Raw genomic sequence first — 20,426 nt, 5'->3', positions numbered from 1 at the left:
GGCAGCTTTCCGGCCAGTGTGCACCCGACCGCCGACAGCGGCGCGGAGCGGCGGCCCGTGGCGGCGGCGTGGCGGTGTCGGGCCACTAGTACGAGAGGTCTCGTAGTACGAGGAAATTCGTAGTACGGTGACCCTCGTACTTGCCGCCGGGTCGTCCGGTGGCGCGCGTCCCGGTGATCCCTGGAGAGACTGATGAGTGCCGCCCCGGCCGACTTCGCCGCCTTGTTCCAGCCCTACACCGTGCGGTCGGTGACCATCCCGAACCGTGTGTGGATGGCCCCGATGTGCCAGTACAGCGCCGAGCCCGACGGCCCCCGCGCGGGCGTGGCCGACGAGTGGCACGTCGCCCACTACGCGGCCCGCGCCGTCGGCGGCACCGGCCTGATCATCCAGGAGGCCACCGCCGTCTCCCCGGAAGGCCGGATCACCCCCTACGACCTCGGCCTCTGGAACGACACCCAGACCGAGGCGCTGCGCCCGATCACCGCCTTCGTCAAGGCGCAGGGCGCGGTCCCGGGCATCCAGATCGCGCACAGCGGCCGCAAGGGCTCCACCGAGCGCCCCTGGAAGGGCGGTCGGCCGGTCGGCGCCGAGGCGCACGGCTGGCAGCCGCTCGCCCCGAGCCCGGTGCCGTTCGCCGAAGGCGACCCCGTACCGCACGAGCTGACGGGGGAGGAGATCCGTACGATCGTCGCCCAGTTCGCCGGCGCCGCCCGGCGCGCCCTGGCGGCCGGCTACGAGCTCCTGGAGATCCACGGCGCCCACGGCTATCTCATCGGCGAATTCCTCTCCCCGCACAGCAACCGGCGCACCGACGAGTACGGCGGCTCCTTCGAGAACCGCACCCGCCTCGCCCTCGACATCGTGGACGCCGTACGGGAGGTGTGGCCCGAGGAACTGCCGCTGTTCTTCCGGATCTCCGCCACCGACTGGCTGGAGGAGGGGGGTTGGACCGCCGACGACACCGTCCGTCTGGCCGGACTGCTCCGGGAGCACGGTGTGGACCTGCTGGACGTCTCCACGGGCGGACTGGCCCCGCGGGTCGGCATCCCGGTCGGCCCCGGCTACCAGGTGCCCTTCGCCGCCCGGGTCAAGCGCGAGACCGGCCTGCCGACGGCCGCGGTGGGACTGATCACCGAGCCGGCCCAGGCGGAGAAGGTCCTGGCCAACGGCGAGGCCGACGCGGTCCTGCTCGGCCGCGAACTGCTCCGGGACCCCTACTGGGCCCGCCGCGCCGCCGTCGAACTGGGCGTGGAACCCCGCACGCCCGCCCCCTACCACCGCGCCTGGTGAACGCCGGGCGGCGCCGGTCGCCGCCCGCCGGCGCCCCCGCGTGTCCTACGATGGTTCTCGTACCTCGGTGCGGGCGTCCCGCGCCGTCGGCCGGCCGTGCCGACCGGATGACCGACCGGTGACCGACCGACCATGGACGAGCGAGCGAGTGGAGGAGCAGATGCCCGAACCGGCCGCCGCCACCCGCCCGCTCGCCCATCCCGAGACCGCCGAGATCAGGCTGGAGGGTGTCCTGCACGCCCTTTCCGATGCCGTCCGGCTGTCCATCGTGCGGGAACTGGCCACCGTCGACGAGGAGCTGGCCTGCTCCCACTTCGAGCTGCCGGTGACCAAGTCCACCACCACCCACCACTTCCGCGTCCTGCGCGAGGCCGGTGTCGTGCGCCAGACCTACCGGGGCACCACCAAGCTGAACGACTTGCGCCGCGCCGACCTGGAGTCCCTCTTCCCGGGCCTCCTGGACGCCGTCCTCACGGCGGCCACCGCCGAAGCGGCCCGCCTGACCGGACCGGGCGCGCACGCCTGAGGGCCGCGTCACCCGCCGTACGCCCGAGGGCGACCACCGCGGCTACCCAACCCGACGCGCGCCCGAGGGCTACGAACCGGCCGCGCCCAGCAGGCCCGCCCAGTCCGGGATCTTGACCGAACGGCGCCCCAGCGAGCGGCCCAGATCGGCCTCGGCCGTCTCGATGGCCAGCCATCCGGGCCACAACACGGGCCGCAGCCCCGCCGCGCGCATCGTGTCCAGGGGGTCCGGCCCCGGCTCGCGGCGGGCCAGCGCCCCCGCGTCCTGGAGCAGGGAGGACGCCGTCTCCTTGGCGCACGGCCGGTTGGTGCCGATCACCCCGGTGGGACCGCGCTTGATCCAGCCCGCGACGTACTCGCCGACCGAGGCCCGTCCGGCGCGCAGCACCCGGCCCGCCGCGTGCGGGACGGTGCCCGTCGTCGGGTCGAAGGGCAGCCCGGGCAGCGGCACGCCCCGGTACCCCACCGAGCGCAGCACCAGGCGCGCCTCGACGTCCTCGTACACCCCCGTGCCGCCCACCCCGCCCCGCCCGTCGGGCGCGGTCCGCTCGAACCGCACCGCGGCGGCGCTCCCGTCGGGCCCGGCCAGCACCTCCACCGGCCGCAGGTAGAACCGCAGCGTGATGTCCCGCTCCGCCGGGTCCGGGTCGGCCGCGCCCCAGGCGCGCAGCACCTCCAGGTTCCGTCGGGCCACAGCGGGCAACGCGGCGGCCGCCCCCGGGTCCGCGTACGCGGGGTCCAGCGCCAGTTCGGCGGGCCTCACCCGGACGCCCACCCCCGGCAGCGTGCCCAGCTCCCGGAGTTCCTTGGTGGTGAACTTGCCCTGGGAGGGGCCCCGTCGGGCCACCATCGACACCGCGCGCACCCCACTGGCCGCGAGCGCGCCCAGGGCGGCCTGCGGCATGTCCGTCGGGGTCAGCTCGGGCACGCCGCGGGCCAGGATGCGGGTCACGTCGACCGCGACGTTGCCCGCGCCGATCACCACCGCGGACGTGACGCCGGACAGGTCGAAGGCCGCGTCCGCCGCGTCGGGGTGGCCGCTGTACCAGGAGACGAAAGCCGTCGCCGAGTGGACGCCGGGCAACTCCTCGCCGGGGACGCCCAGATGACGGTCCTCGGCGGCGCCGACGCAGTACACGACCGCGTGGTACAGCTCACGCAGCCGGGTCACCGGCAGGGCCGGACCGCCCACCTCCACGTTGCCGAGGAAGCGGATCCGCTCGTCCTCCAGGACGGAGCGCAGGCTTCCGGTCAGCGACTTGATCTTCTCGTGGTCGGGGGCCACCCCGTACCGCACGAGCCCGTACGGCGCCGGCAGCCGGTCCAGTACGTCCACCCGGACGCCCGGCACCTCGCGCTGCTGGACCAGGGTCTGCGCGGCGTAGACCCCGCTGGGGCCCGAACCGACGACGGCGACACGAAGCACGGCGGAGCTCCTCCCGCAGGTGCTCCCAGCATGACACCGGGTGCCGTGCCCGTCAGCCCGCGGCGCGCATCCGGTGGACATCGGCGTCCCGGGTGGCCGCCGCCCCGGTCACTCAGCGCGGAAAGGTTCCCTCGGGCGGCCCTCCGGCCGGCGGGAAGCCGAGCTCCCAGTCCAGCCCGTACCGCTGGAACAGCTCGGCCCGCAGTCGAGCGGCCGGCATCGGCGCCCCCGGCAGCAACACCGCCACCACGGCACCCATCAGCAGCGCCCGCAGGAGGGGGTAGTCGGTGTCCACGTCCGTCGAGCCGTACCGGACGACGGTGTCCCGCAGCAGCTCCGCGAGGCGCTGCTGCTCCGCGCACCGGACGAAGCCGTCGGCTTGGAGGATGCCGGCCATGTGGGTGCGCATCAGGCGGGGCCGGTCCACGGCCAGCCCGAGGACGGCGTCGATGGCGCGGGCCATCCGCTCGCGGCCGTCGTCGGTCCGGGGCGGCCGCTCCAGGGCCGCCTCCAGGGTCAGGTGCATCAGCCGGTGGACGGCGGACTGGAGCAACTGGCGTTTGCCCGGGAAGTAGTACGAGATCAGGCCCCGGGCGGCTCCGGCCCGGTCGGCGATGTCGCCGAGGGTGGTGGCTTCGTAGCCGCGCTCGCCCACGAGTTCCACCGCTGCCTGGAGCAGTCGTTCCCGGGAACGCCTGCGCAATTCTTCATTGACCGATGCGCTGCGCGGGACCATGCTTACTCCTGCGTTGACTGGCTCCGGGCCAATATACTCAGCGCGCGGTCTGTTGTTCTGGGCGACGCGGGGGATCGCCCAGAACAGCGGGCCACGGCGGGCCCGAGCCGGCCGGCCCCCACGCTCGCCGGTGCCGCGCGAACGCCCGGGGCGTGTCTCAGTTCCGCCCGGGGCCCGGCAACTCGAAATGGGCGCCGACGCCCGCACCGTCCACATGGACGACGTGCCGGCCGACGCGGACGGTCTGGCTTCCGCCCGCGCGCCAGGAACCCTCGGGCCCTTCGACGCCGCCCAGGGGGGTCTACACCTCCAGGAACGTGCTCCCGTCGGTGTTCGTGCCGGTCTCGACCAGTCCGTCGCCCTCCGCGCGCAGCGCTCCGACGTCCTCGCCGGGGGAGCCGACCTCGTGGTGGAAGGTGACCCGCCGCCCGTCGTAGGACGTGGTCCCGGCGAAGCCGCGGCTGTCCGCGTAGCAGGGGCCGCTCTGGAGCCAGACGACGTGCTCGTCCTCGCGCAGCGGTCCGCCGTCGCGACTGATGCCCGCGCGCAGCCATGCGCCGGGGGTGGGTGCGTCCATGGCACCAGCCTGCCAGGCGCCGCGGTCCCGGGCGCCTCCCGGAGGCACCGGTCGGGGGAGCGGCTTTCGCGGACGGGACCGGGCCGCGGGCGCGGCGCGATCCGGAAGGGTGCGGCCTACGTGAGCGCGCTCAGGCCCGGGACGAAGGCCACCGCCAACGGGAGCGCGGGCATCAGCGTCGCCAGTGCCGTCAGCCGCAGCCGCCGGGCGGGGGACAGCCGCGGAGCGGCGGACAACAGGCGTCGCACCCGCTGGGGCACGTGCGCCTCCGGGGCGGCGCCCAGGGCGAACACCCCGCGGTCCTCGTTGAGCCCCACCAGGGCCAGCGCGACGGTGAGCCGCCCGAACCGCCGCGAGGCGACGTCGTCGGCGGCGAGCTCCACCAGGCGGTGCATCTCCGCCTCGAACGCCGCGAACACCGGCACCTGCGGGAAGCCCCCGGCCAGCGCCCGCGAGCAGTGCAGCAGCCAGTCGTGGCGGGCCGCCACGTGTCCCTGCTCGTGGGCCAGCACGGCGTCCAGTTGGCTGCCCTTCAAACGGCCCAGCGCGGCGGTGGTGACCACCAGCTGCGGGACCGTACCCGGTTGCCACCACGCCTCGGGGCGCGGCCCCTCCAGTACCACGAGACGCGCGGCCTGCGGGTCCTCCCCGGGCAACAGCGGTGCCCGCTCGCGCAGTTCGGCCCCGCGGGCGCGCCGCCGGGCCCGTGCGCGCAGCACCTCACGGGTCAGCATCGCGCCGGTCCACAGGCCGCCGGCCGCCAGTACCAGCGCGGTGGCGGCGGCCCACGCACCGCCCGCCGCGCCCAGCGCGTAGGCGTCGACCACCCCGCGCGGGGCGGCGGCGAAGAGCCGTCCGCGCACCGCCTGCCAGGCCGCCGCCGCGCTCAGCAGCATCGACAGCGCCAGGCACAGCAACACCGCGCCCACCACGCACTGCCACACCCACAGCGCCACGACCGGCTCGCGGTCGGGCCACTCGGCCCGGGCCAGCAGGCGGGGGGCGAGCACCGCGGTCAGTGCGCCGAGCAGCAGGAGAACGGCGGGGACCATCATGGCCGCCACCCTATGAGGGGGGCGCTACCTGCGGGTACGGTCCGCGCCATTGGTGACGCAGGACACGTTTCGCGACCGGTCACATGCTCAGCAGCATCGCCAACATCCCGATGCCCATGGTCAGTCGACAGGCCCGGGTCAATTCGCCGGGGGCCTCGACGACCGGCCCCGCCCCCACGGTGGCGGCCTGCGTACCGCCGGCCGCCACCAGCCGGGCCCCGCCCAGCAGGACGTACCCCGCGAAGTACACGAGCAGGGCCCCGGTCACCAGGGGCGGCCCCGCGCCCTGGCCGTGCCCGTGTACGTGCCCGGCGCCCGCCGAGAGCCCGAGGTACGCCATGTAGGCCATCGCCAGCGAACCCACGGCGTGGTGCGCGTGGTGGGCGTGGCGGGGGCCGCTCCGCAGCAGCCACAGCGCGTGCGCGGCGGCCGCGCAGAAGACGCCCAGCAAGATCCGGGGCCCCCAGGTCCCGACGCCGGAGGGCGCGGCCATCACGGCCATCCCGAGCCCCATCAGGGCCTCGGCCGCGGCCGCGCCGCGCGAGGCCCGGCCCGCTCTGCTCGCCCGCAGCAGGCAGTACGTACCGCTGGTCGCGCAGAGGGCGACGAGCAGCCAGCCGGAGACGGCGGAGGCGGTGGAGGGCAGCGGGGATTCGTGCACGGCGGAACCTCCCGGTTCGTCGGCGTCAGGGGAAGAGATGCCCCTGCGGCGGGGACCGCACGCCGCCCCGGGATAGGCTCTGCGTGCCGTACCCGGCATGTCATATGCCGATCAGATGAACGGAGTCGTCGATGTCGACCGCCCACCCCGCCGCCCTGAGCTTCCGGCCCGCCGTCGACGCGGACGTACCGGACCTGGTGGCGCTCGTCGAGTCGGCCTACCGCGGTGACGCCAGCCGGGCCGGCTGGACCACGGAGGCGGACGTCCTCGACGGTCAGCGCACCGACCCCGACGGCGTCCGCCAGATCATCGACGCCGCCGACGGCGTCCTGCTCGTCGTCGAGCGCGCGGGTGAACTCGTCGCCTGCTGCCAGCTCGAACACCGTGATGACCACGCCTACTTCGGCATGTTCGCGGTGCGCCCCGGGCTCCAGGGCGGCGGCCTCGGCAAGGAGGTCCTGGCCGAGGCCGAGCGGCGAGCCCGCGAGCAGTGGGGCGCCAAGGAGATGCGGATGACGGTGGTCAACGTACGGGAGGAGCTCATCGCCTACTACGAGCGCCGCGGCTATCGGCGCACCGGCGAGCTGAGCCCCTTCCCGTACGGCGACGAGCGCTTCGGCATCCCGCTCCGCGGCGACCTGGCCTTCGAACTGTTGGTCAAGCCGCTGTAGCCCCGCTCACCCGGCACGCCGCGTACCGCCGGGGTCGCGGGGCGCCGGGCCGGCAGCGGGGGCGGGGGGCGGACGTCCCGGCCGCCGGCTCAGGCGGTGAAGCGGCCCGTGCTGCGGATCTCCGGGAAGCCGGTGAGCGCGCCGTCCAGTTCGAGCGCCCGCGCGAGGCGCAACTGGTCCAGGGAGTCCACCGTCCAGCCGGTCACCCGCAGCCCGGCCGCGTGCGCCGCCTCCACCGTCTCCAGCGTGATCCGGCGCAGCCGCAGGGCGACGGTCCGGGCGTGGGCGGCGAGCGCCCGTTCCACGACATCGGTGCCGTGCGGGTCGGCGTACAGGATGGTGCGCAGGCCCGGCACCCGTCGGGCCGTCCCGGCGAGGACCGCCTCCTGGTGTGAGGCCACCTCCACGCGGGCGCTCAGGTCGCGGCGCAGGACCAGTTCCGCGAGCGCCCCAGCGGCGGCCTCGTCCCGCACCGAGACCTGGAGCGGAACGCGCACCGCTTCCAGCACCTCGTCCAGGACCGGTACGCGTTCGCCGTGGCCGGCGTCCAGCTCGCGCAACTCGGCCAGGGTCAGTTCGGCGACGGCTCCCGCGCCGTCGGTCGTGCGATCGACTTCTTCGTCGTGGAGGACGACGAGCCCGCCGTCCTTGCTCAGGCGCACGTCCAGCGCGATGGCGTCCATACCGCAGCGTTCCGCGCGGACGAAGGACCGCAGGGTGTTCTCCGGTTCGACACCCATGACCCCGCGGTGACCGATGGTGAGGAAAGTCAAGGTTCTCTCGCTTCCGTCGACGGCGGCTCCCGCGCGGTCGCGGTGTCCCGACCGGCCGCGCGCGGTGAGGTCGCATGCTAGTGCGCCGCGGACGGGATGGGACCGCCCGTGCGGCGCCCCGAAAGGGCCGACCGGCCGCTTCCCGTCAGGGCCGCGGGTCCCGTCCGGCCGGTGCGCCGTCACCCGCGGGTGGGCGCGTCCCCCACCCGTTGACGACCACGCCCGCCGGCCTCTACGGGAGCGGTCGGTCCCGTAGAGGCGAAGCACTTCCTGACTCGGGACGCGTCGGGCGCGGCCCTGGAGGCATCGTGAAATCCTCCGTGATCTTCGAAGTTGGGTGACGAACCGGCCTTCGGCCGTCCCGTCGTCGTTCACGGTGACCTTGGCGAGGCCGGTCCCGGTGAGCAGTGATCCGATGGTGGCGAGGATGATCCCGCCGGGGCGCGTCTGTCGCACCCACGTGGAGGGGATGCGACGGACTCCGCAGGTGGCGATCACCCAGTCGTACGGTGCGCGCCGGGGAAAGCCGAGGAGCCCGTCCCCGGTGACGGTCCAGGTGGAGTACCCGATCGCTTCCAGGGCTGTGTCCGCGCGTGCGGCGACATCCGGATCGACCTCGATCGTGGTGACGTTGTCCTCGCCCAGGCGGTGGCACATCAGGGCGGTGGAGTAGCCGGTCCCGGTGCCGATCTCCAGCACACGGTGCCCGTCCTCGACCTCCAGTTCCTCGGAGATCGCGCGGGTCGCTGCCGAGATCGCCGTCGAGACTGGTTCCGCACGCATGCGCCGTGAGCTGATCACCCTGGAGCGGGCCATGAGGCCATGGCACGATGCCCCCGTAGGCCGGGACCTTGCTGAGATCCTGGCGCCTGTCAAGGAGGGGAACTGACATGGGCGTGCCGAAGCCGATGACGCATGAGGAAATCGCCGAACACCTGGCCGGGCTGCCCGGGTGGGAGCAGGACGGTGACGTAATCACCCGTACCTATCCGATTCGCTATCACGCGGCGGTGGCAGCGATCGTCACCATTGCGGACCGGTCCCGGCGAATTCAGCACCACGCCGATCTCGACCTCCGCATCGACCACCTACGCGCGTCGATCACCACGCACGATGCCGGAAACCGTTTGACCCGGGCTGACTTCGACCTGGCGCACCGCATCGACGCGATAGTGGCCGCGCACCAGGCGCTCCCGCTGGACTGACCCTGGACGCACGAAAGCGCCCCCTCCCGGCCCGAAGGCCGAGAGGGGGCCCGTCGCAGTTCGGCAACTCGCGTCACCCGGCGGCATACCGGGCGCTACGGTCTCCCCGCCCCCGCGACCTCAGGAGCCGACCATGCGCGTCCGACTCACCGTCATCCTCGCTATCGCCGCGATCACCCTCACCGCGTGCAGCTCAAGCGACCCGAAGCCCTCGGACAAGTCGGCCCCGCGCCCCAGCTCCTCCGCGCCAGCCATAGCGCCACCGCAGCCAGCCCCCACGGCCGCGACGCTCCAACTGGGGCAGGCCGCCGAAACAGTCGGCGCCGGAGGCACTGGCCGGCTGGAGATCACACCGACGAACATCGTCTACTCCACCGGTAACAGCGTCATCAAGCCGACGAAGGCGACGTTCGCTTTCGTCGGCTACAAGGCGCGAGCGGTGACCGCGGTCGCGGCCGACCAGGCCGCGCCCATCGATGGCGGCGGCTGGAGCTGGGTAGCCCCCGACGGGCAGGCCATCGCCCAGGGCAACGGGGAAGCCTTCAACGTGGTCGCTGACTCCTTCAACGCAGGCCGCACCGTCCAGCCAGGCTCATTCGTTTTGGACGGGGCTGTGTTCGACCTGGAGACCGTCCAGGCTGGCGGCACCCTCATCTACACGGATGGGGAGGGGAAGGCGTACCGGTGGACGATGCCGAACCAGGACACAGGCCCCGAGGCAGCACAGGTCAAGAAGGAACTCACCTCGTAACGCGCGAAAGCGCCCCCTACCGCTGCCCGAAGGCGGCGCAGGGGGGCGTTGTTTTGCTCAGGGATGCCGTTACCGAGCGTCGGGCGGTCCCGGGCACTTCTCCTGCGGGTGTCGACTGGGCGCGTACAACCGTCCACGTCCGCTGGGTCATCAGCGCGGTGATCGCGACGAGGACCGCAGTGCGCATGCCGCGCACGACCACCGCCGCGCAACCCGCCGGCCACACCGTGATCAGGATGGTGTAGAGGCACAGGGCGCCGACGGCAGCCGCGAATGCCATGAGGTTGCGGCCGACGGCACTACGCCACCAGGGAGCACTGAAGTGGTAGGAGATCGCGAACACCGCGCACGCGCCGGCGGCGATCCCGGAGGCGATGACGTTGCCCACTGGTCTGCACTCAGGTGCGTCACGTGGCCCCTCCTCGCAGCGCCGCAGCGATCCGCTCGGCGAAATGGTTCTCAAGGCGGGCCGCCCGCAGCATCCTCGCAGCGGCCTCGACCTCCGGGCGCCCGGTCCTCCGCCTCTTGGCGCGCGCACCGCGCTCGATCCAGACTCGGCGGCGCGTTGGCCGGCGCGCGGCCTACCCCTGCACCCGGTCAGTCGCTTCCACCAGCGCATCGCCGCCCACCTCCCTCGCCCGAGGCAGGGAGGTCGGGACGTGTCCGGCCGTCCGGGACGGTTCCAGCAGTTCTGTGACCTGCTCGTTGTTACGGCTTGGCGGGCGGCCTCCGATTCCGTGTGTGCTGAACGCCAGGTGTCCCGCTCGTCGCGCATGTCGAGGAGCGTCGAGCGGGGGACGAGGCGGCCGGTGAGGATGAGGAGGACTACGAGGACGAGCAGGCCCGCCGCGCCGAGATTTGTCGGGCTGACCCCGATAAGCTCGTTCGCGCCCACCTCCCGGCGTGGGCCCGCATCAGACGCCCTTGGCGAGGCGAGGCTCGCGGAGTTGGTCACGTCCCGCCAATGGGCGGCGAGGCCCTTGAGGAGCGAGGTCGACGCGGCGGCTCCGGCGAGAGCGGCGGTGCGCCACATGCCGAGGTCGAGGGGGTGGTGACGACGATGGTGGCGTTGGCGCCCTGGAGGCCGGTGGAGACGACGCGTTCGGCGAGGTCTCGGGCGTATGCCGCGCCGGTCCTGATCACCAAGTCGGCGGAGGGAAGAGTTCGGACGTGGACATGCGGATCTCCTGCTCGGTCGATTCGGGTGGGACGGGAGCCGCGGCCGGTCAGGTGCCGGACGGCTTGGCGACGACGGAGACTTCGACCTTGAGCGTGCCGTTGACGAGTGCCTGCTTGATCTGGTCCGGGGTGAGGGCTGCCGCGTGGATGGCGTTGATCGTCTGGACCTGGAAAACGTCCTGCCAGACCAGCCACCAGAAGGCCGCTTTGGACGTGCCGGTCCGGGTTCCGTCCTCGTTCAGGTTCGGGAGCTGGTAGTTCCAGACGGCCGCGGCCACGGCCTGGATGTCCTCAGGGGTCACGATGTCCTCCTGGTGTGTGGGTGAGGCGAAGGAGTGCGCCCAGGCGCGGAGTTCCGCGGTACTGGCGAGCGGGCAGTAGTCCTTGTCGACCGGGCTGTCGCCGTACTGGTGGAACATCCACTTGGCCTGAATGCCGGGGTCGCCTGCCTTGCGGCCGGCGGTGGCGATCCACAGGAAGTCGCCGCAGAAGCTGGTGTTGTCGACGTTGCGCCAGTAGTCGACGTTGCAGTACATGCCGACCGGGTTGTGCGGCATGCGGCTCTTGACGTACCGGAGCCACTGCTCCTTGTACTGGAGTTGCCGGGCGTGGGAGATGTCGGTGTTGGCGTCGTCGTAACCCTCCCAGTCGAGAACGAGCAGATCGCCGGGCTGCCAGGCGACCTGCTTGAGGAAGTAGTCGGCCTCGGCTTCGACGTCGTTGCCCATGTGGGGGTAGTGGTAGGCGCCCCAGACCAGGCCGGCGGCCTTGGCGTGGTTCCGCTGGCCGAGCCACTTGGGGTTGATGTAGCTCAGCCCTTCAGTGATCTTGGTGAAGGCGAACGACAGCCCTGCGGTGTCCGGCGTGCTGCTCTGGTAGGACGCCCAGTCCTGCCCGTAGATGCCCATCGGGGTCTCACTTTCTGGTGCGTATGGCCTTCTGGGCGCGCGAGAGCCAACACCTGTGCGGCGTGGGCGCGGGAGAGATCCGGACGGGGACGGTGACGTCGCCTTGCCGGGAGAGGAGCCGGCTGAGATCGGCGGCGGTGAGATAGCCGGAGCCTGACTGTCCCCATGAGGCTCCCCAGGAATTGGTGAGCCAATACGCTCCGGTTCCGTCGTATCGGTTCAGCTCGACCTCGTGGCCACCGGCGACGCCGGAGGAGCGGTCGACGCGATCCGCCCGTCTGCCGTGGGCTCGAACATCGAGTTCAGCCAGGGAATACCCGCGGGCCGGGCCGAGCGTCTTCAGCGCCTTCGCGACCCCCAGCCCGACGAGCCGGTGTCGGTGGGCGGGTACTGGCGCCGGGGACCGCATCGAGGACGGTGGCAAGGGAGGGCAGGCCGACTGCGTACGCCTCGTCGAGGGCGTGGACTCCGGCGGTGAACCCGCCGTGTGAGGCGGCAGCCGCGGCCGGGGTGACGGTGACAGACGTTCGACCCTGCCGCCCGGCCGAGTCCGTGCCGAGGAGGCCGGTACCGGCCTTGCCCGTGCACGCGCCGAGCCGGCCCTGGTCGAGAACGGGTATCCGCCGGGTCCGGTCCACCGGCCCGATCGCGACTCCGGGGAGGACCCCGTGCGCGTAGGCCGGCGACCGTGGATCGTGTTCGACGTGCCGGCCGAGCCTGGAGGCCTGGGCCGGCAGTAGTTCGATGTGGGTCATGCACCCTCCAGGGTCATGCACCCTCCAGGGCAGAGCGAGCCGGGCTGGGCTCGGGGTGGGGGTTACCAGCCGGGCGGCAGGCGCTTCTCTGGCTTGGCGGGGTCGCCGGGGAAATCCGGTGCGGGTGCCTGTTCCGGAGTGCGGTCTGGCGGAGTTCCTTCCCGGGCCCGTTGGCGGGCCGCGATGCTCGACCTGCTCTCCGGCGGGCGGCTCGACCCGGGCGCCGGGTCGCGGCGGCACCACGCAGGAGACCTCGCTGTTCGGCGTCGACAAGGAACGGACGACCGCCGAGGCGAGGAGGCGCTGCGGATCATCGGGCGGCCCTGGCGGGAGGAGGAATCGGAGTACCACGGGGAGCTGATGGACGTCGGCCCGCATCCGATCCTGCCCCGGCCGGCCCGGACGCCGCGCCCGCCGCTGTTCCTGGCGTGCAGCCGGGCCGAGACGCCGGCGCAGGCCGCCGAGCTGGGCGTGGGCGCCCTGGTCATGGACTTCGCCGGGCCCGACTCGATCGCGGGGATGCGGACCGTCTACGACGCCGCGATCGCCCGCCGGGACGGCGGCCGCTTCGTGTCGAGCGTGGTGAACGACCACTTCGCCGTGCTCTGCCCGACCATCGTGCTCGACGACCCGCGCGAGGCCCGCCGCGTCGGCGTCCGCGGGCGGCGGTTCTTCGCCCAGTCCATCGGCCACTGGTACGGCGGTGCCGGCGTCCCGGACGAGGCGGTGGTGCCCGGCGCCGACGGGGCGGCGGGCATGCGCGAGGCGGCCGAGCAGGTCGTGGCCCGGCTGCACGAACAGGAGATCCCGGTGCGCCCCACGTCGACGGCCCCCTTCAACGCCGACCACGCCTACGGGAGCGCCGACGTCGCCATCGCGTACGTCGAACGGCTCCGCGCGGCCGGGGCCGACGAGGTGATGTGCCTCATACGGATGGGCACGGTGCCCCAGGAGGCCTGTCTGGAGACCTTGCGGCAGCGGGGCGACAAGGTGATCCTCCACTTCGCGAACGCGTGGGCCCGCAAGGCCGAATGAGGGACGGATGCGACCGTCTGCGCACCGGAGGACGGGAAGAATTCCCGTGGAGTGGGGGGTAGCGCAGGATATTTTCCCGAGTCTCCTCTTGAACAGGAGAGCCTCGCGCCCTTACGCTGCTCTGACGTGAGGTTCTCCTGTGGAGGAAGTGACATGACGGAAACTCTTGTGCCGGGCACCGGTGGCGCCGTGATAACCGCCGGGACGCGGGTGGTCGACCACCCGGCGTGGCCCGAGCTCAAGGCCGCCGTGGAGGAGATCCGCCCCTGGCAGGCCCCGGACGGTTCGATCGACTTCGACGCGGAGGGAGCCCCCGACCGGGCCGACGCCGCCGCCGCCGTCGAGCGCGTGGTCGCGGCCGTGGAGACCCTGTCGCCGCTGCTCCCGCACGCCACCGCATACCACCGCGCGCTCGCCGCGGACCTGCGCAAGTGGGCCGAGGCCGGTTTCCCCGTGCCGGACTTCCTGGACTCGCTGCTGGCCTTCCAGCCGGCCGCCCAGCGCGCCGACGGGCTCCAGCACCTCGTGGTCTTCCCGATGTACACGCAGAACGGGAACCCGGACCGCAACCTGGAGGCCGTCGTCCTGAAGATGGTCTGGCCCGAGTGGCTCTCCGAGCTGGAGCGCACCCGGTACGACAACCCGCTCTTCCTCGGCATCACCTTCGAGGACTTCACCCCCGGTTACGACACCCACTCCGCGGTGCTCTTCCCGGAGACCATCGCCGTCCGCGAGGCCCCCGAGCGCTTCACCTGGGGCGGCATCTTCTGCGACCGCGAGGCCGCCCGCTACCGCAAGGTCACCGCGGCCGCCGTCGACATCCTGGGCATCGAACTGCCCGAGGACATCGCCCGGATGGTCGAGGACCAGGAGCGCTGCGAGAAGGCCTTCGTCCTGTGGGACATGGTCCACGACCGCACGCACAGCCACGGCGACCTGCCGTTCGACCCCTTCATGATCAAGCAGCGCCAGCCGTTCTGGATGTACGGCCTGGAGGAGCTGCGCTGCGACCTCACCGCCTTCAAGGAGGCCGTGAAGCTGGAGTCCGAGGGCAACGAGCACGGGCGCGACGTGCAGTACGCCGTCCTCTTCGACCGCATGTTCCGCTTCCCGGTCTCCGGTGACCGCAACCGGAACTACGACGGCCTCGGCGGGCAGCTGCTCTTCGCCTACCTGCACAAGCACGACGTCGTGCGCTGGACGGACAACACGCTCAAGATCGACTGGATGCGCGCGCCGCAGGTCACCAACCAGCTCTGCGCCGAGATCGAGGACCTCTACCGGGCCGGCATCGACCGCCCCAAGCTCGTCCACTGGTTCAAGGCGTACGAGCTCGTCTCCACCTACCTGGCCCCCCACCCGGGCTCCAAGTGGGCCAAGGGCCCCGACGCCCTCGACCTCACGCAGCCGCCGCGCAAGCTCGTGGACGACGTGCTTCCGGACGAGTTTCCGCTGAGCATGTTCTATGAGGCGCTCGCCAAGAAGCTCAAGGGAGTGATCGCCTCCACGAAGGGCATCACTGCTGTGAACGCTGACGACGCGCAGCGAGTGGTCGCGTGACCACTCGCCCTCAGGAGGCTGCACGGATGAACGGCTCGGGGAACGACAACGGGACGCTCCAGGGAGCGGTGGTGGCGGTGGCCGGCGCCGGCGGGCCCGCCGGGCGCGCCGCCCTGCTCCGTCTCGCCGAGGCGGGCGCGACCGTCGTCGCGTCGGACGCCGACCCGGCGCGTCTGGCCGAGGCCGTGGACGCGGCCCGGTACGCGCACGGCGGCGCCACCGTCATCGGTGACACCGTCGACCTGCTCGACCTGGCCGCCACCAAGGCCTGGGCCGAGCGGATCGAGAAGGACTTCGGGCACGTCGACGGCCTGGTCCACCTCGTCGGCGGCTGGCGCGGGAGCACCTCCTTCACCGAGACGGACCTCGCGGACTGGGACTTCCTGGAGAAGCTGCTGATCCGCACCGTCGCGCACACCTCCATCGCGTTCCACGACGGCCTGCTCCGCAGCGACCGCGGCCGATACGTCCTGATCAGCCAGTCCGGCGCCCACAAGCCGGTCGCCAACAACGCCGCCTACAACGCGGGCAAGGCGGCCGCCGAGGCCTGGACGCTGGCCATGGCGGACTCCTACCGCAAGGCGGGGGGCGAGGACGGCCCGCAGGCCGCGGCTGCGATCCTGGTCATCAAGGCATTGGTGCACGACGCCATGCGCGCGGAGCGCCCCAATGCGAAGTTCGCGGGCTTCACCGACGTCAAGGAGCTGGCCGAGGCCATCGCCGGCGTATGGGACCGGCCCGCCTCCGATGTGAACGGACAGCGTCTGTGGCTCACTCCGCAACCGTGAGAACCGCGAGCGGGACGACCGACGCGCGCCGCCACCACGACCCGGCGGTGCGCGGATTCGCCAGTGACAACTACGCGGGGGTGCATCCGGAGATCCTGGAGGCCGTCGCGCTGGCCAACGGAGGCCACCAGGTCTCCTACGGCGACGACGAGTACACCGAGTACCTGCAGAAGATCTTCCGCAGCCACTTCGGCCCGTACGCGCAGGCCTTCCCCGTCTTCAACGGCACCGGCGCCAACGTCACCGCCCTCCAGGCGATGACCGACCGCTGGGGCGCCGTGGTGTGCGCCGAGTCGGCGCACATCAACGTGGACGAGGGCGGCGCGCCCGAGCGGATGGCCGGTCTGAAGCTCCTCACCGTCCCCACGCCCGACGGCAAGCTCACCCCCGAGCTCATCGACCGGCAGGCATGGGGCTGGGAGGACGAGCACCGCGCCATGCCGCAGGTCGTCTCGATCACCCAGAACACCGAACTCGGCACGGTCTACACCGTCGAAGAGATCCGGGCGATCTGCGAGCACGCGCACTCCCTGGGCATGAAGGTCCATCTCGACGGCGCCCGGATAGCCAACGCCGCGGCCTCGCTCGACGTGCCCATGCGCGCCTTCACCAACGCGGCCGGTGTGGACGTGCTCTCGTACGGCGGCACCAAGAACGGCATGATGGCCGGCGAGGCCGTGGTCGTGCTGAACCCCGACGCCGTGCGGCAGATGAAGCACATCCGCAAGATGTCGATGCAGTTGGCGTCGAAGATGAGGTTCGTGTCGGTGCAGCTCGAAGCGCTGCTCGCCAAGGACCTGTGGCTGCGCAACGCCCGCCACGCCAACGCGATGGCGCAGCGGCTCGCGGCCGGCGTCCGCGAGACGGACGGCGTCAAGATCCTCTACCCGGTGCAGGCGAACGCGGTGTTCGCGCGGCTGCCGCACGAGGTGTCGCGGCGCCTGCAGGAGCGTTACCGCTTCTACTTCTGGAACGAGATCGCCGGCGACGTCCGTTGGATGTGCAGCTTCGACACGCAGGAAGAGGACGTCGACGGCTTCCTCCAGGCGTTGAAGGAAGAGCTCGCCCGCTAACTCGATAGTCATGCGTTATGGCGCATAGGTATGCTCCTGGGTCATGGAACTGATCCAGGAGCATTCCGACATCCGCGCGTACTTGGCCGCCGACGAGGCGATCGATCACGGGCATCCCCTCGTCCGCGAGACCGCCGACGCGCTGTGGACCGCCGCCGACGGCGACCCGTACGCCTACGCCGAGGCGGCCTTCGAGTTCGTCCGCGACACCATCCCGCACTCCGGCGACTCCGGGGACACGCGCGTCACCTGGCGCGCCTCGGACGTGCTGGGCACGCGCAACGGCATCTGCCACGCCAAGTCCCACGCCCTCGTCGCCCTGTTGCGCGCCAAAGGCGTCCCGGCGGCCCTGTGCTACCAGCGCCTCACGGAGGACGACGGCTCCCAACCCCTCCTCCACGGGCTCGTCGCGCTCCGGTTGCCCGGCGGGAACGGCTGGGCCCGACTGGACGCGCGCGGCAACAAGGAGGGCGTCGACGCCCGGTTCGACCTCGACCGGGAGCGACTCGCCTTCCCCGTCCGCCCCGAGCTCGGGGAGGTGGACTACCCGACCCTCCACGCCACCCCGCACCCGGGCACGCTCACGGCTCTCCGGGAGTCCGCCGACCGGCCGGAGCTGTGGCGCAGGCTCCCGACGGCCCTGTGACCGCCCCGCCCCCGCTCCCGCCGCCACGTGCCCCGGGCCGGGCCAGCACGACGTGCAGCAGGGCCGCGGCCGCCTGGAGCCCGGCGATCCCGAGCAACAGCGCCCGCGGCGGCGCCCCCGCCGCCAGCCCCACCAGGGCGGCGCCGGCGGAGGCGGCCGTCAGCTTGAGTCCGGCGCCCAGGGTGAAGACCTGCGTCCGCACCGCCGCGGGGGCGTAGTCCGAGCGGATGCGCAGGGTCGCGGTGAGCAGGGGGCCGTCGCACACCCCGGCCGCGGCGAAGGCGGCGGCCGTCCAGGCCACCGAGGGCGTGAACGCGGCCGCGGCCAGGGCCACCGCGGTCCCGGCCAACGCCCCACAGGCCAAGGGGCCCGGTGCGACGGTCGTGACCCGGCCCAGCGTCAGGGAACCGGCGAGCGCGCCCACCGCGAAGGCCGTCATCAGTACCCCGCCGGCGTCCGGGCTGCCCAGGGCCGAGGCCAGCAGCACCGAGGTGGTGGTGAGGGAGCCGACCCCGACGAAGGCCAGGGTCGTCGCGGAGGTGATGGCCCGCAGTTGCCGCACCCGCCACAGGGCGGCGAGCCCGGCGCCGATCCCGGCCCGGGGTCCCTCGGGCGCCGAGCCCGCGCCCCGGTCCTCGTAGCGCAGGCCGGCGGCCAGGGCCGCGGCCACCGCGCCGGAGGCCCCCAGCAGGGCCATCGCCGGCCCCGCCGAACCCAGCGCAGCCACCACGCTGACGGCCGCCGGCGCGGTGACCGCGGCGGCGTTGTACGTGGATGCGTCCCACCCGTAGGCGCGGTCGCGGCCGGGGCCGGCCGGGACCAGCCCCGCGACCAGGCTCGACAGGCCGCCCGTCACCATCGGCCCGCAGGTGCCGCCGACCAGGGCGACCGCCAGGACCACCGGAGTCGGAGCGCGGCCCAGGAGCAGCGCCAACGCCCCCACGGCGCCCGTGAACCCGGCCAGCGCGCCCGCGTGGAACAGTCGGGGCCGGCGTGTCCGGGCGGCCGCCGCCCCGGCGAGCGGAGCGGCCAGGACGTGCGGCGCCAGCCAGGCGGTCAGTACGAACGCCCCGTGCGCCGCGCTCCCGGTCCGCTCCTGGGCCAGCAGCACCACGGCCATCCCCATGCCCTCGGAGGCGAACCGCGCGGCGAGCGCCGCCCCCAGATACCGTCCGAACCCCCGCACCGTGACCCCCCCCCGGAGGTGTTACGACGTGCCGACGGCCGGAACGCTACGGCAGAAGGGTGTACACCGAAAGGGTCGCCCTCCGCCCGGTAAGCCCGGGCGTGCGCTCAGCCCGCTTCCTTGACCTGGGCCGGGGTGGGGGCGGTGCCACCGAGGTGCGCCGGGAGCCACCAGGCGTCCTCCGGACCCTTCGGCTTGGCCGGATACGCGCGCTGGGCGGCGTCCAGCAGTTCCTGCACCCGCTCCCGCAGGCGCCGGGTGATGGCCCCGGCGTACTGGTCGGTCGGCGCCTCCAGCGGCTCGCCCACCCGCATCGTCACCGGGATGTGGCTGCGCTTGAGGTCCTTGGGGCGGCCCTTGGTCCACAGCCGCTGGGTGCCCCACAGCGCGACGGGGATCAGCGGGACCCCGGCGTCCTGCGCCATCCGGGCCGCGCCCGACTTGAAGCTCTTGAGCGTGAAGGACTGGGAGATGGTCGCCTCGGGGAACACCCCGATGATCTCGCCGGAGCGCAGGGAGTCCAGGGCATGCTGGTACGCCGTCTCACCCTGCGCGCGGTCCACCGGGATGTGCTTCATCGCGCGCATCAACGGGCCCGAGACCTTGTGCCGGAACACCGACTCCTTCGCCATGAACCGCACCAGCCGCTTCTGCGGGCGGGCGGCCAGACCGGCGAAGATGAAGTCGAGGTAGCCGATGTGGTTGGACACGAGGACCGCCCCGCCCTTGCGCGGGATGTTCTCCGTCCCCTTCATGTCGATACGGATGTCCAGCGCGCGGAAGAGCGTGTGCGCTGCGCCGATGACGGGAGGGTAGACGAGCTCAGCCATGGTGGGGAGACCCCTTCTTTCTGCCTGGGGAGGTGCTCCCGGCTGGAAGTTACGGAAGCGTAGGTACGCGACCATGGGGATGGTGCCCCAGATACCGGCCGATGAGCCAGTCCTGGCGCGTGTGCCCGGGGAGATTCTCGTCACGCCGGGAATGCGGCGCGCCCACGGGGTGCTCGGATCAGCGTACGACCGGAGCGGAAGCAGCGGTACGGAAGGGAGCAGGGGTGCGCGGGCACGGGGACGGAGCACGGCTGGGCGCGGCCGAACTGGGCGCGGAACCGGGGGAACGGGCCACCCTGGTCCAGTTCTCCAGCGCGTTCTGCAGGCCCTGCGCGGCGACCCGGCGGATCCTGGCCGATGTCGCCTCCATGGTGGACGGCGTCGCGCACGTGGAAGTGGACGCCGAGCTGAACCTCGACCTCGTACGCGCCCTCGGCATCGAGAAGACGCCCACCGTGCTGGTGCTGGACTCCGGCGGGCGGATCGTCCGGCAGGCCGCCGGGATGCCGCGCAAGGCCGACGTGATCGCCGCCCTGGGAGCCGCCGTATGACGAGCCTGCGTGGGACGTGCCTCTGTGCGGGCCGTGCGGGCGGCCGGGGCCGCACGCGCCGGTGCGCGCGCCCGTACACGGCGTGACGCGCCCGACATCTGGCCGGTGCGGCTTGACTGTGTACACGAGAGATCGACAGGCTGACGGCATGAGGTATGAACTCCTGCTTTACGGACGGGCCGACGTGGACCTCGTCCGCTACGCGAGCGCGCGCTGTTGGGATCACTGAACGCCCCCGACGC

21 protein-coding genes and 1 pseudogene are annotated in these 20,426 nt (G+C 72.6%); 11 read left to right on the top strand and 11 right to left on the bottom strand.

Annotated features, from left to right (window positions below; translation table 11 throughout):
* Positions 1-192 precede the first annotated feature (192 nt).
* Complete coding sequence (locus E6R62_RS04080; protein ID WP_136211418.1) at positions 193-1,293, top strand: NADH:flavin oxidoreductase/NADH oxidase; 1,101 nt, start codon at positions 193-195, stop codon at positions 1,291-1,293.
* 160 nt (positions 1,294-1,453) lie between these two features.
* Positions 1,454-1,819, top strand: a complete 366-nt coding sequence (locus tag E6R62_RS04075) for a helix-turn-helix transcriptional regulator (protein WP_136211675.1) — start codon at positions 1,454-1,456, stop codon at positions 1,817-1,819.
* Between the two features lie 69 nt (positions 1,820-1,888).
* Here the strand turns inward: E6R62_RS04075 and E6R62_RS04070 are convergent, their stop codons facing one another.
* The 5 genes from E6R62_RS04070 to E6R62_RS04050 form a co-directional block, all read right to left on the bottom strand.
* The gene (locus E6R62_RS04070) at positions 1,889-3,244 is read right to left on the bottom strand and encodes an FAD-dependent oxidoreductase (RefSeq protein ID WP_136211416.1); all 1,356 of its coding nucleotides are present in this window, start codon (positions 3,242-3,244) and stop codon (positions 1,889-1,891) included.
* A gap of 112 nt (positions 3,245-3,356) precedes the next feature.
* Complete coding sequence (locus E6R62_RS04065; protein ID WP_136211414.1) at positions 3,357-3,980, bottom strand: TetR/AcrR family transcriptional regulator; 624 nt, start codon at positions 3,978-3,980, stop codon at positions 3,357-3,359.
* A 301-nt stretch (positions 3,981-4,281) separates the two neighbouring features.
* Complete coding sequence (locus E6R62_RS04060) at positions 4,282-4,557, bottom strand: hypothetical protein (protein WP_136211412.1); 276 nt, start codon at positions 4,555-4,557, stop codon at positions 4,282-4,284.
* Positions 4,558-4,673: 116 nt separating this feature from the next.
* The gene (locus E6R62_RS04055; protein ID WP_136211410.1) at positions 4,674-5,612 is read right to left on the bottom strand and encodes a M56 family metallopeptidase; all 939 of its coding nucleotides are present in this window, start codon (positions 5,610-5,612) and stop codon (positions 4,674-4,676) included.
* Positions 5,613-5,691: 79 nt separating this feature from the next.
* Positions 5,692-6,273, bottom strand: coding sequence for a DUF5134 domain-containing protein (locus tag E6R62_RS04050; RefSeq protein WP_240801458.1), 582 nt, complete (start codon positions 6,271-6,273; stop codon positions 5,692-5,694).
* Positions 6,274-6,404: 131 nt separating this feature from the next.
* Between E6R62_RS04050 and E6R62_RS04045 the strand changes: the two genes are divergently transcribed.
* Positions 6,405-6,944 carry a GNAT family N-acetyltransferase gene (locus E6R62_RS04045; protein ID WP_136211406.1) on the top strand — a complete coding sequence of 180 codons (540 nt, stop codon included), beginning with the start codon at positions 6,405-6,407 and terminating at the stop codon, positions 6,942-6,944.
* An 89-nt stretch (positions 6,945-7,033) separates the two neighbouring features.
* On the opposite strand, the gene E6R62_RS04040 is transcribed toward E6R62_RS04045, so the two are convergent.
* Positions 7,034-7,717 carry a glycerophosphodiester phosphodiesterase family protein gene (locus E6R62_RS04040; RefSeq protein WP_136211673.1) on the bottom strand — a complete coding sequence of 228 codons (684 nt, stop codon included), beginning with the start codon at positions 7,715-7,717 and terminating at the stop codon, positions 7,034-7,036.
* A 417-nt stretch (positions 7,718-8,134) separates the two neighbouring features.
* Positions 8,135-8,500: pseudogene (locus tag E6R62_RS04035) on the bottom strand (methyltransferase domain-containing protein); the annotation flags it as partial.
* Positions 8,501-8,607: 107 nt separating this feature from the next.
* Here E6R62_RS04035 and E6R62_RS04025 point away from each other — a divergent pair.
* Both E6R62_RS04025 and E6R62_RS04020 read left to right on the top strand, forming a co-directional pair.
* Positions 8,608-8,922: a 4a-hydroxytetrahydrobiopterin dehydratase gene (locus E6R62_RS04025; RefSeq protein WP_136211404.1), complete on the top strand. Its 315-nt coding sequence runs from the start codon at positions 8,608-8,610 to the stop codon at positions 8,920-8,922.
* A 133-nt stretch (positions 8,923-9,055) separates the two neighbouring features.
* Positions 9,056-9,673 carry a hypothetical protein gene (locus E6R62_RS04020; RefSeq protein ID WP_136211402.1) on the top strand — a complete coding sequence of 206 codons (618 nt, stop codon included), beginning with the start codon at positions 9,056-9,058 and terminating at the stop codon, positions 9,671-9,673.
* Positions 9,674-9,689: 16 nt separating this feature from the next.
* Here the strand turns inward: E6R62_RS04020 and E6R62_RS39350 are convergent, their stop codons facing one another.
* Positions 9,690-10,061, bottom strand: a complete 372-nt coding sequence (locus E6R62_RS39350) for a hypothetical protein (protein WP_168713954.1) — start codon at positions 10,059-10,061, stop codon at positions 9,690-9,692.
* 838 nt (positions 10,062-10,899) lie between these two features.
* On the bottom strand, positions 10,900-11,760 hold the full coding sequence (locus E6R62_RS04010; protein ID WP_136211400.1) for a glycoside hydrolase family 25 protein: 861 nt from the start codon (positions 11,758-11,760) through the stop codon (positions 10,900-10,902).
* 938 nt (positions 11,761-12,698) lie between these two features.
* Between E6R62_RS04010 and E6R62_RS04005 the strand changes: the two genes are divergently transcribed.
* The 5 genes from E6R62_RS04005 to E6R62_RS03985 all read left to right on the top strand — a co-directional run bounded on the left by E6R62_RS04005 (position 12,699) and on the right by E6R62_RS03985 (position 17,617).
* On the top strand, positions 12,699-13,550 hold the full coding sequence (locus E6R62_RS04005; protein WP_240801457.1) for an LLM class flavin-dependent oxidoreductase: 852 nt from the start codon (positions 12,699-12,701) through the stop codon (positions 13,548-13,550).
* A gap of 153 nt (positions 13,551-13,703) precedes the next feature.
* Complete coding sequence (locus tag E6R62_RS04000) at positions 13,704-15,110, top strand: DUF6421 family protein (RefSeq protein ID WP_136211396.1); 1,407 nt, start codon at positions 13,704-13,706, stop codon at positions 15,108-15,110.
* Positions 15,111-15,136: 26 nt separating this feature from the next.
* On the top strand, positions 15,137-15,898 hold the full coding sequence (locus tag E6R62_RS03995) for an SDR family oxidoreductase (protein ID WP_136211394.1): 762 nt from the start codon (positions 15,137-15,139) through the stop codon (positions 15,896-15,898).
* A complete protein-coding gene (locus E6R62_RS03990; RefSeq protein ID WP_136211392.1) occupies positions 15,895-16,971 on the top strand; it encodes a low specificity L-threonine aldolase in 1,077 nt (358 codons plus the stop codon). The genes E6R62_RS03995 and E6R62_RS03990 overlap by 4 nt, the downstream gene beginning before the upstream one ends.
* Before the next feature lie 43 nt (positions 16,972-17,014).
* Complete coding sequence (locus tag E6R62_RS03985; protein WP_136211391.1) at positions 17,015-17,617, top strand: transglutaminase family protein; 603 nt, start codon at positions 17,015-17,017, stop codon at positions 17,615-17,617.
* Here E6R62_RS03985 and E6R62_RS03980 read toward each other — a convergent pair.
* Positions 17,553-18,803 (bottom strand): MFS transporter, encoded by a 1,251-nt coding sequence (locus E6R62_RS03980; protein WP_136211389.1) that lies wholly within the window; start codon positions 18,801-18,803, stop codon positions 17,553-17,555. The genes E6R62_RS03985 and E6R62_RS03980 overlap by 65 nt on opposite strands.
* 107 nt (positions 18,804-18,910) lie before the next feature.
* On the bottom strand, positions 18,911-19,633 hold the full coding sequence (locus E6R62_RS03975) for a 1-acyl-sn-glycerol-3-phosphate acyltransferase (RefSeq protein WP_136211387.1): 723 nt from the start codon (positions 19,631-19,633) through the stop codon (positions 18,911-18,913).
* Between the two features lie 224 nt (positions 19,634-19,857).
* Between E6R62_RS03975 and E6R62_RS03970 the strand changes: the two genes are divergently transcribed.
* A complete protein-coding gene (locus E6R62_RS03970; protein WP_240801456.1) occupies positions 19,858-20,184 on the top strand; it encodes a thioredoxin family protein in 327 nt (108 codons plus the stop codon).
* Positions 20,185-20,426 lie beyond the last annotated feature (242 nt).

It is taken from the genome of Streptomyces sp. A1136 (assembly GCF_004795055.1).
GTDB lineage: Bacteria > Actinomycetota > Actinomycetes > Streptomycetales > Streptomycetaceae > Streptomyces.
The sequence above is the reverse complement of the archived record's forward strand: the minus strand, read 5'-3'. Positions and strand labels throughout refer to the sequence as shown.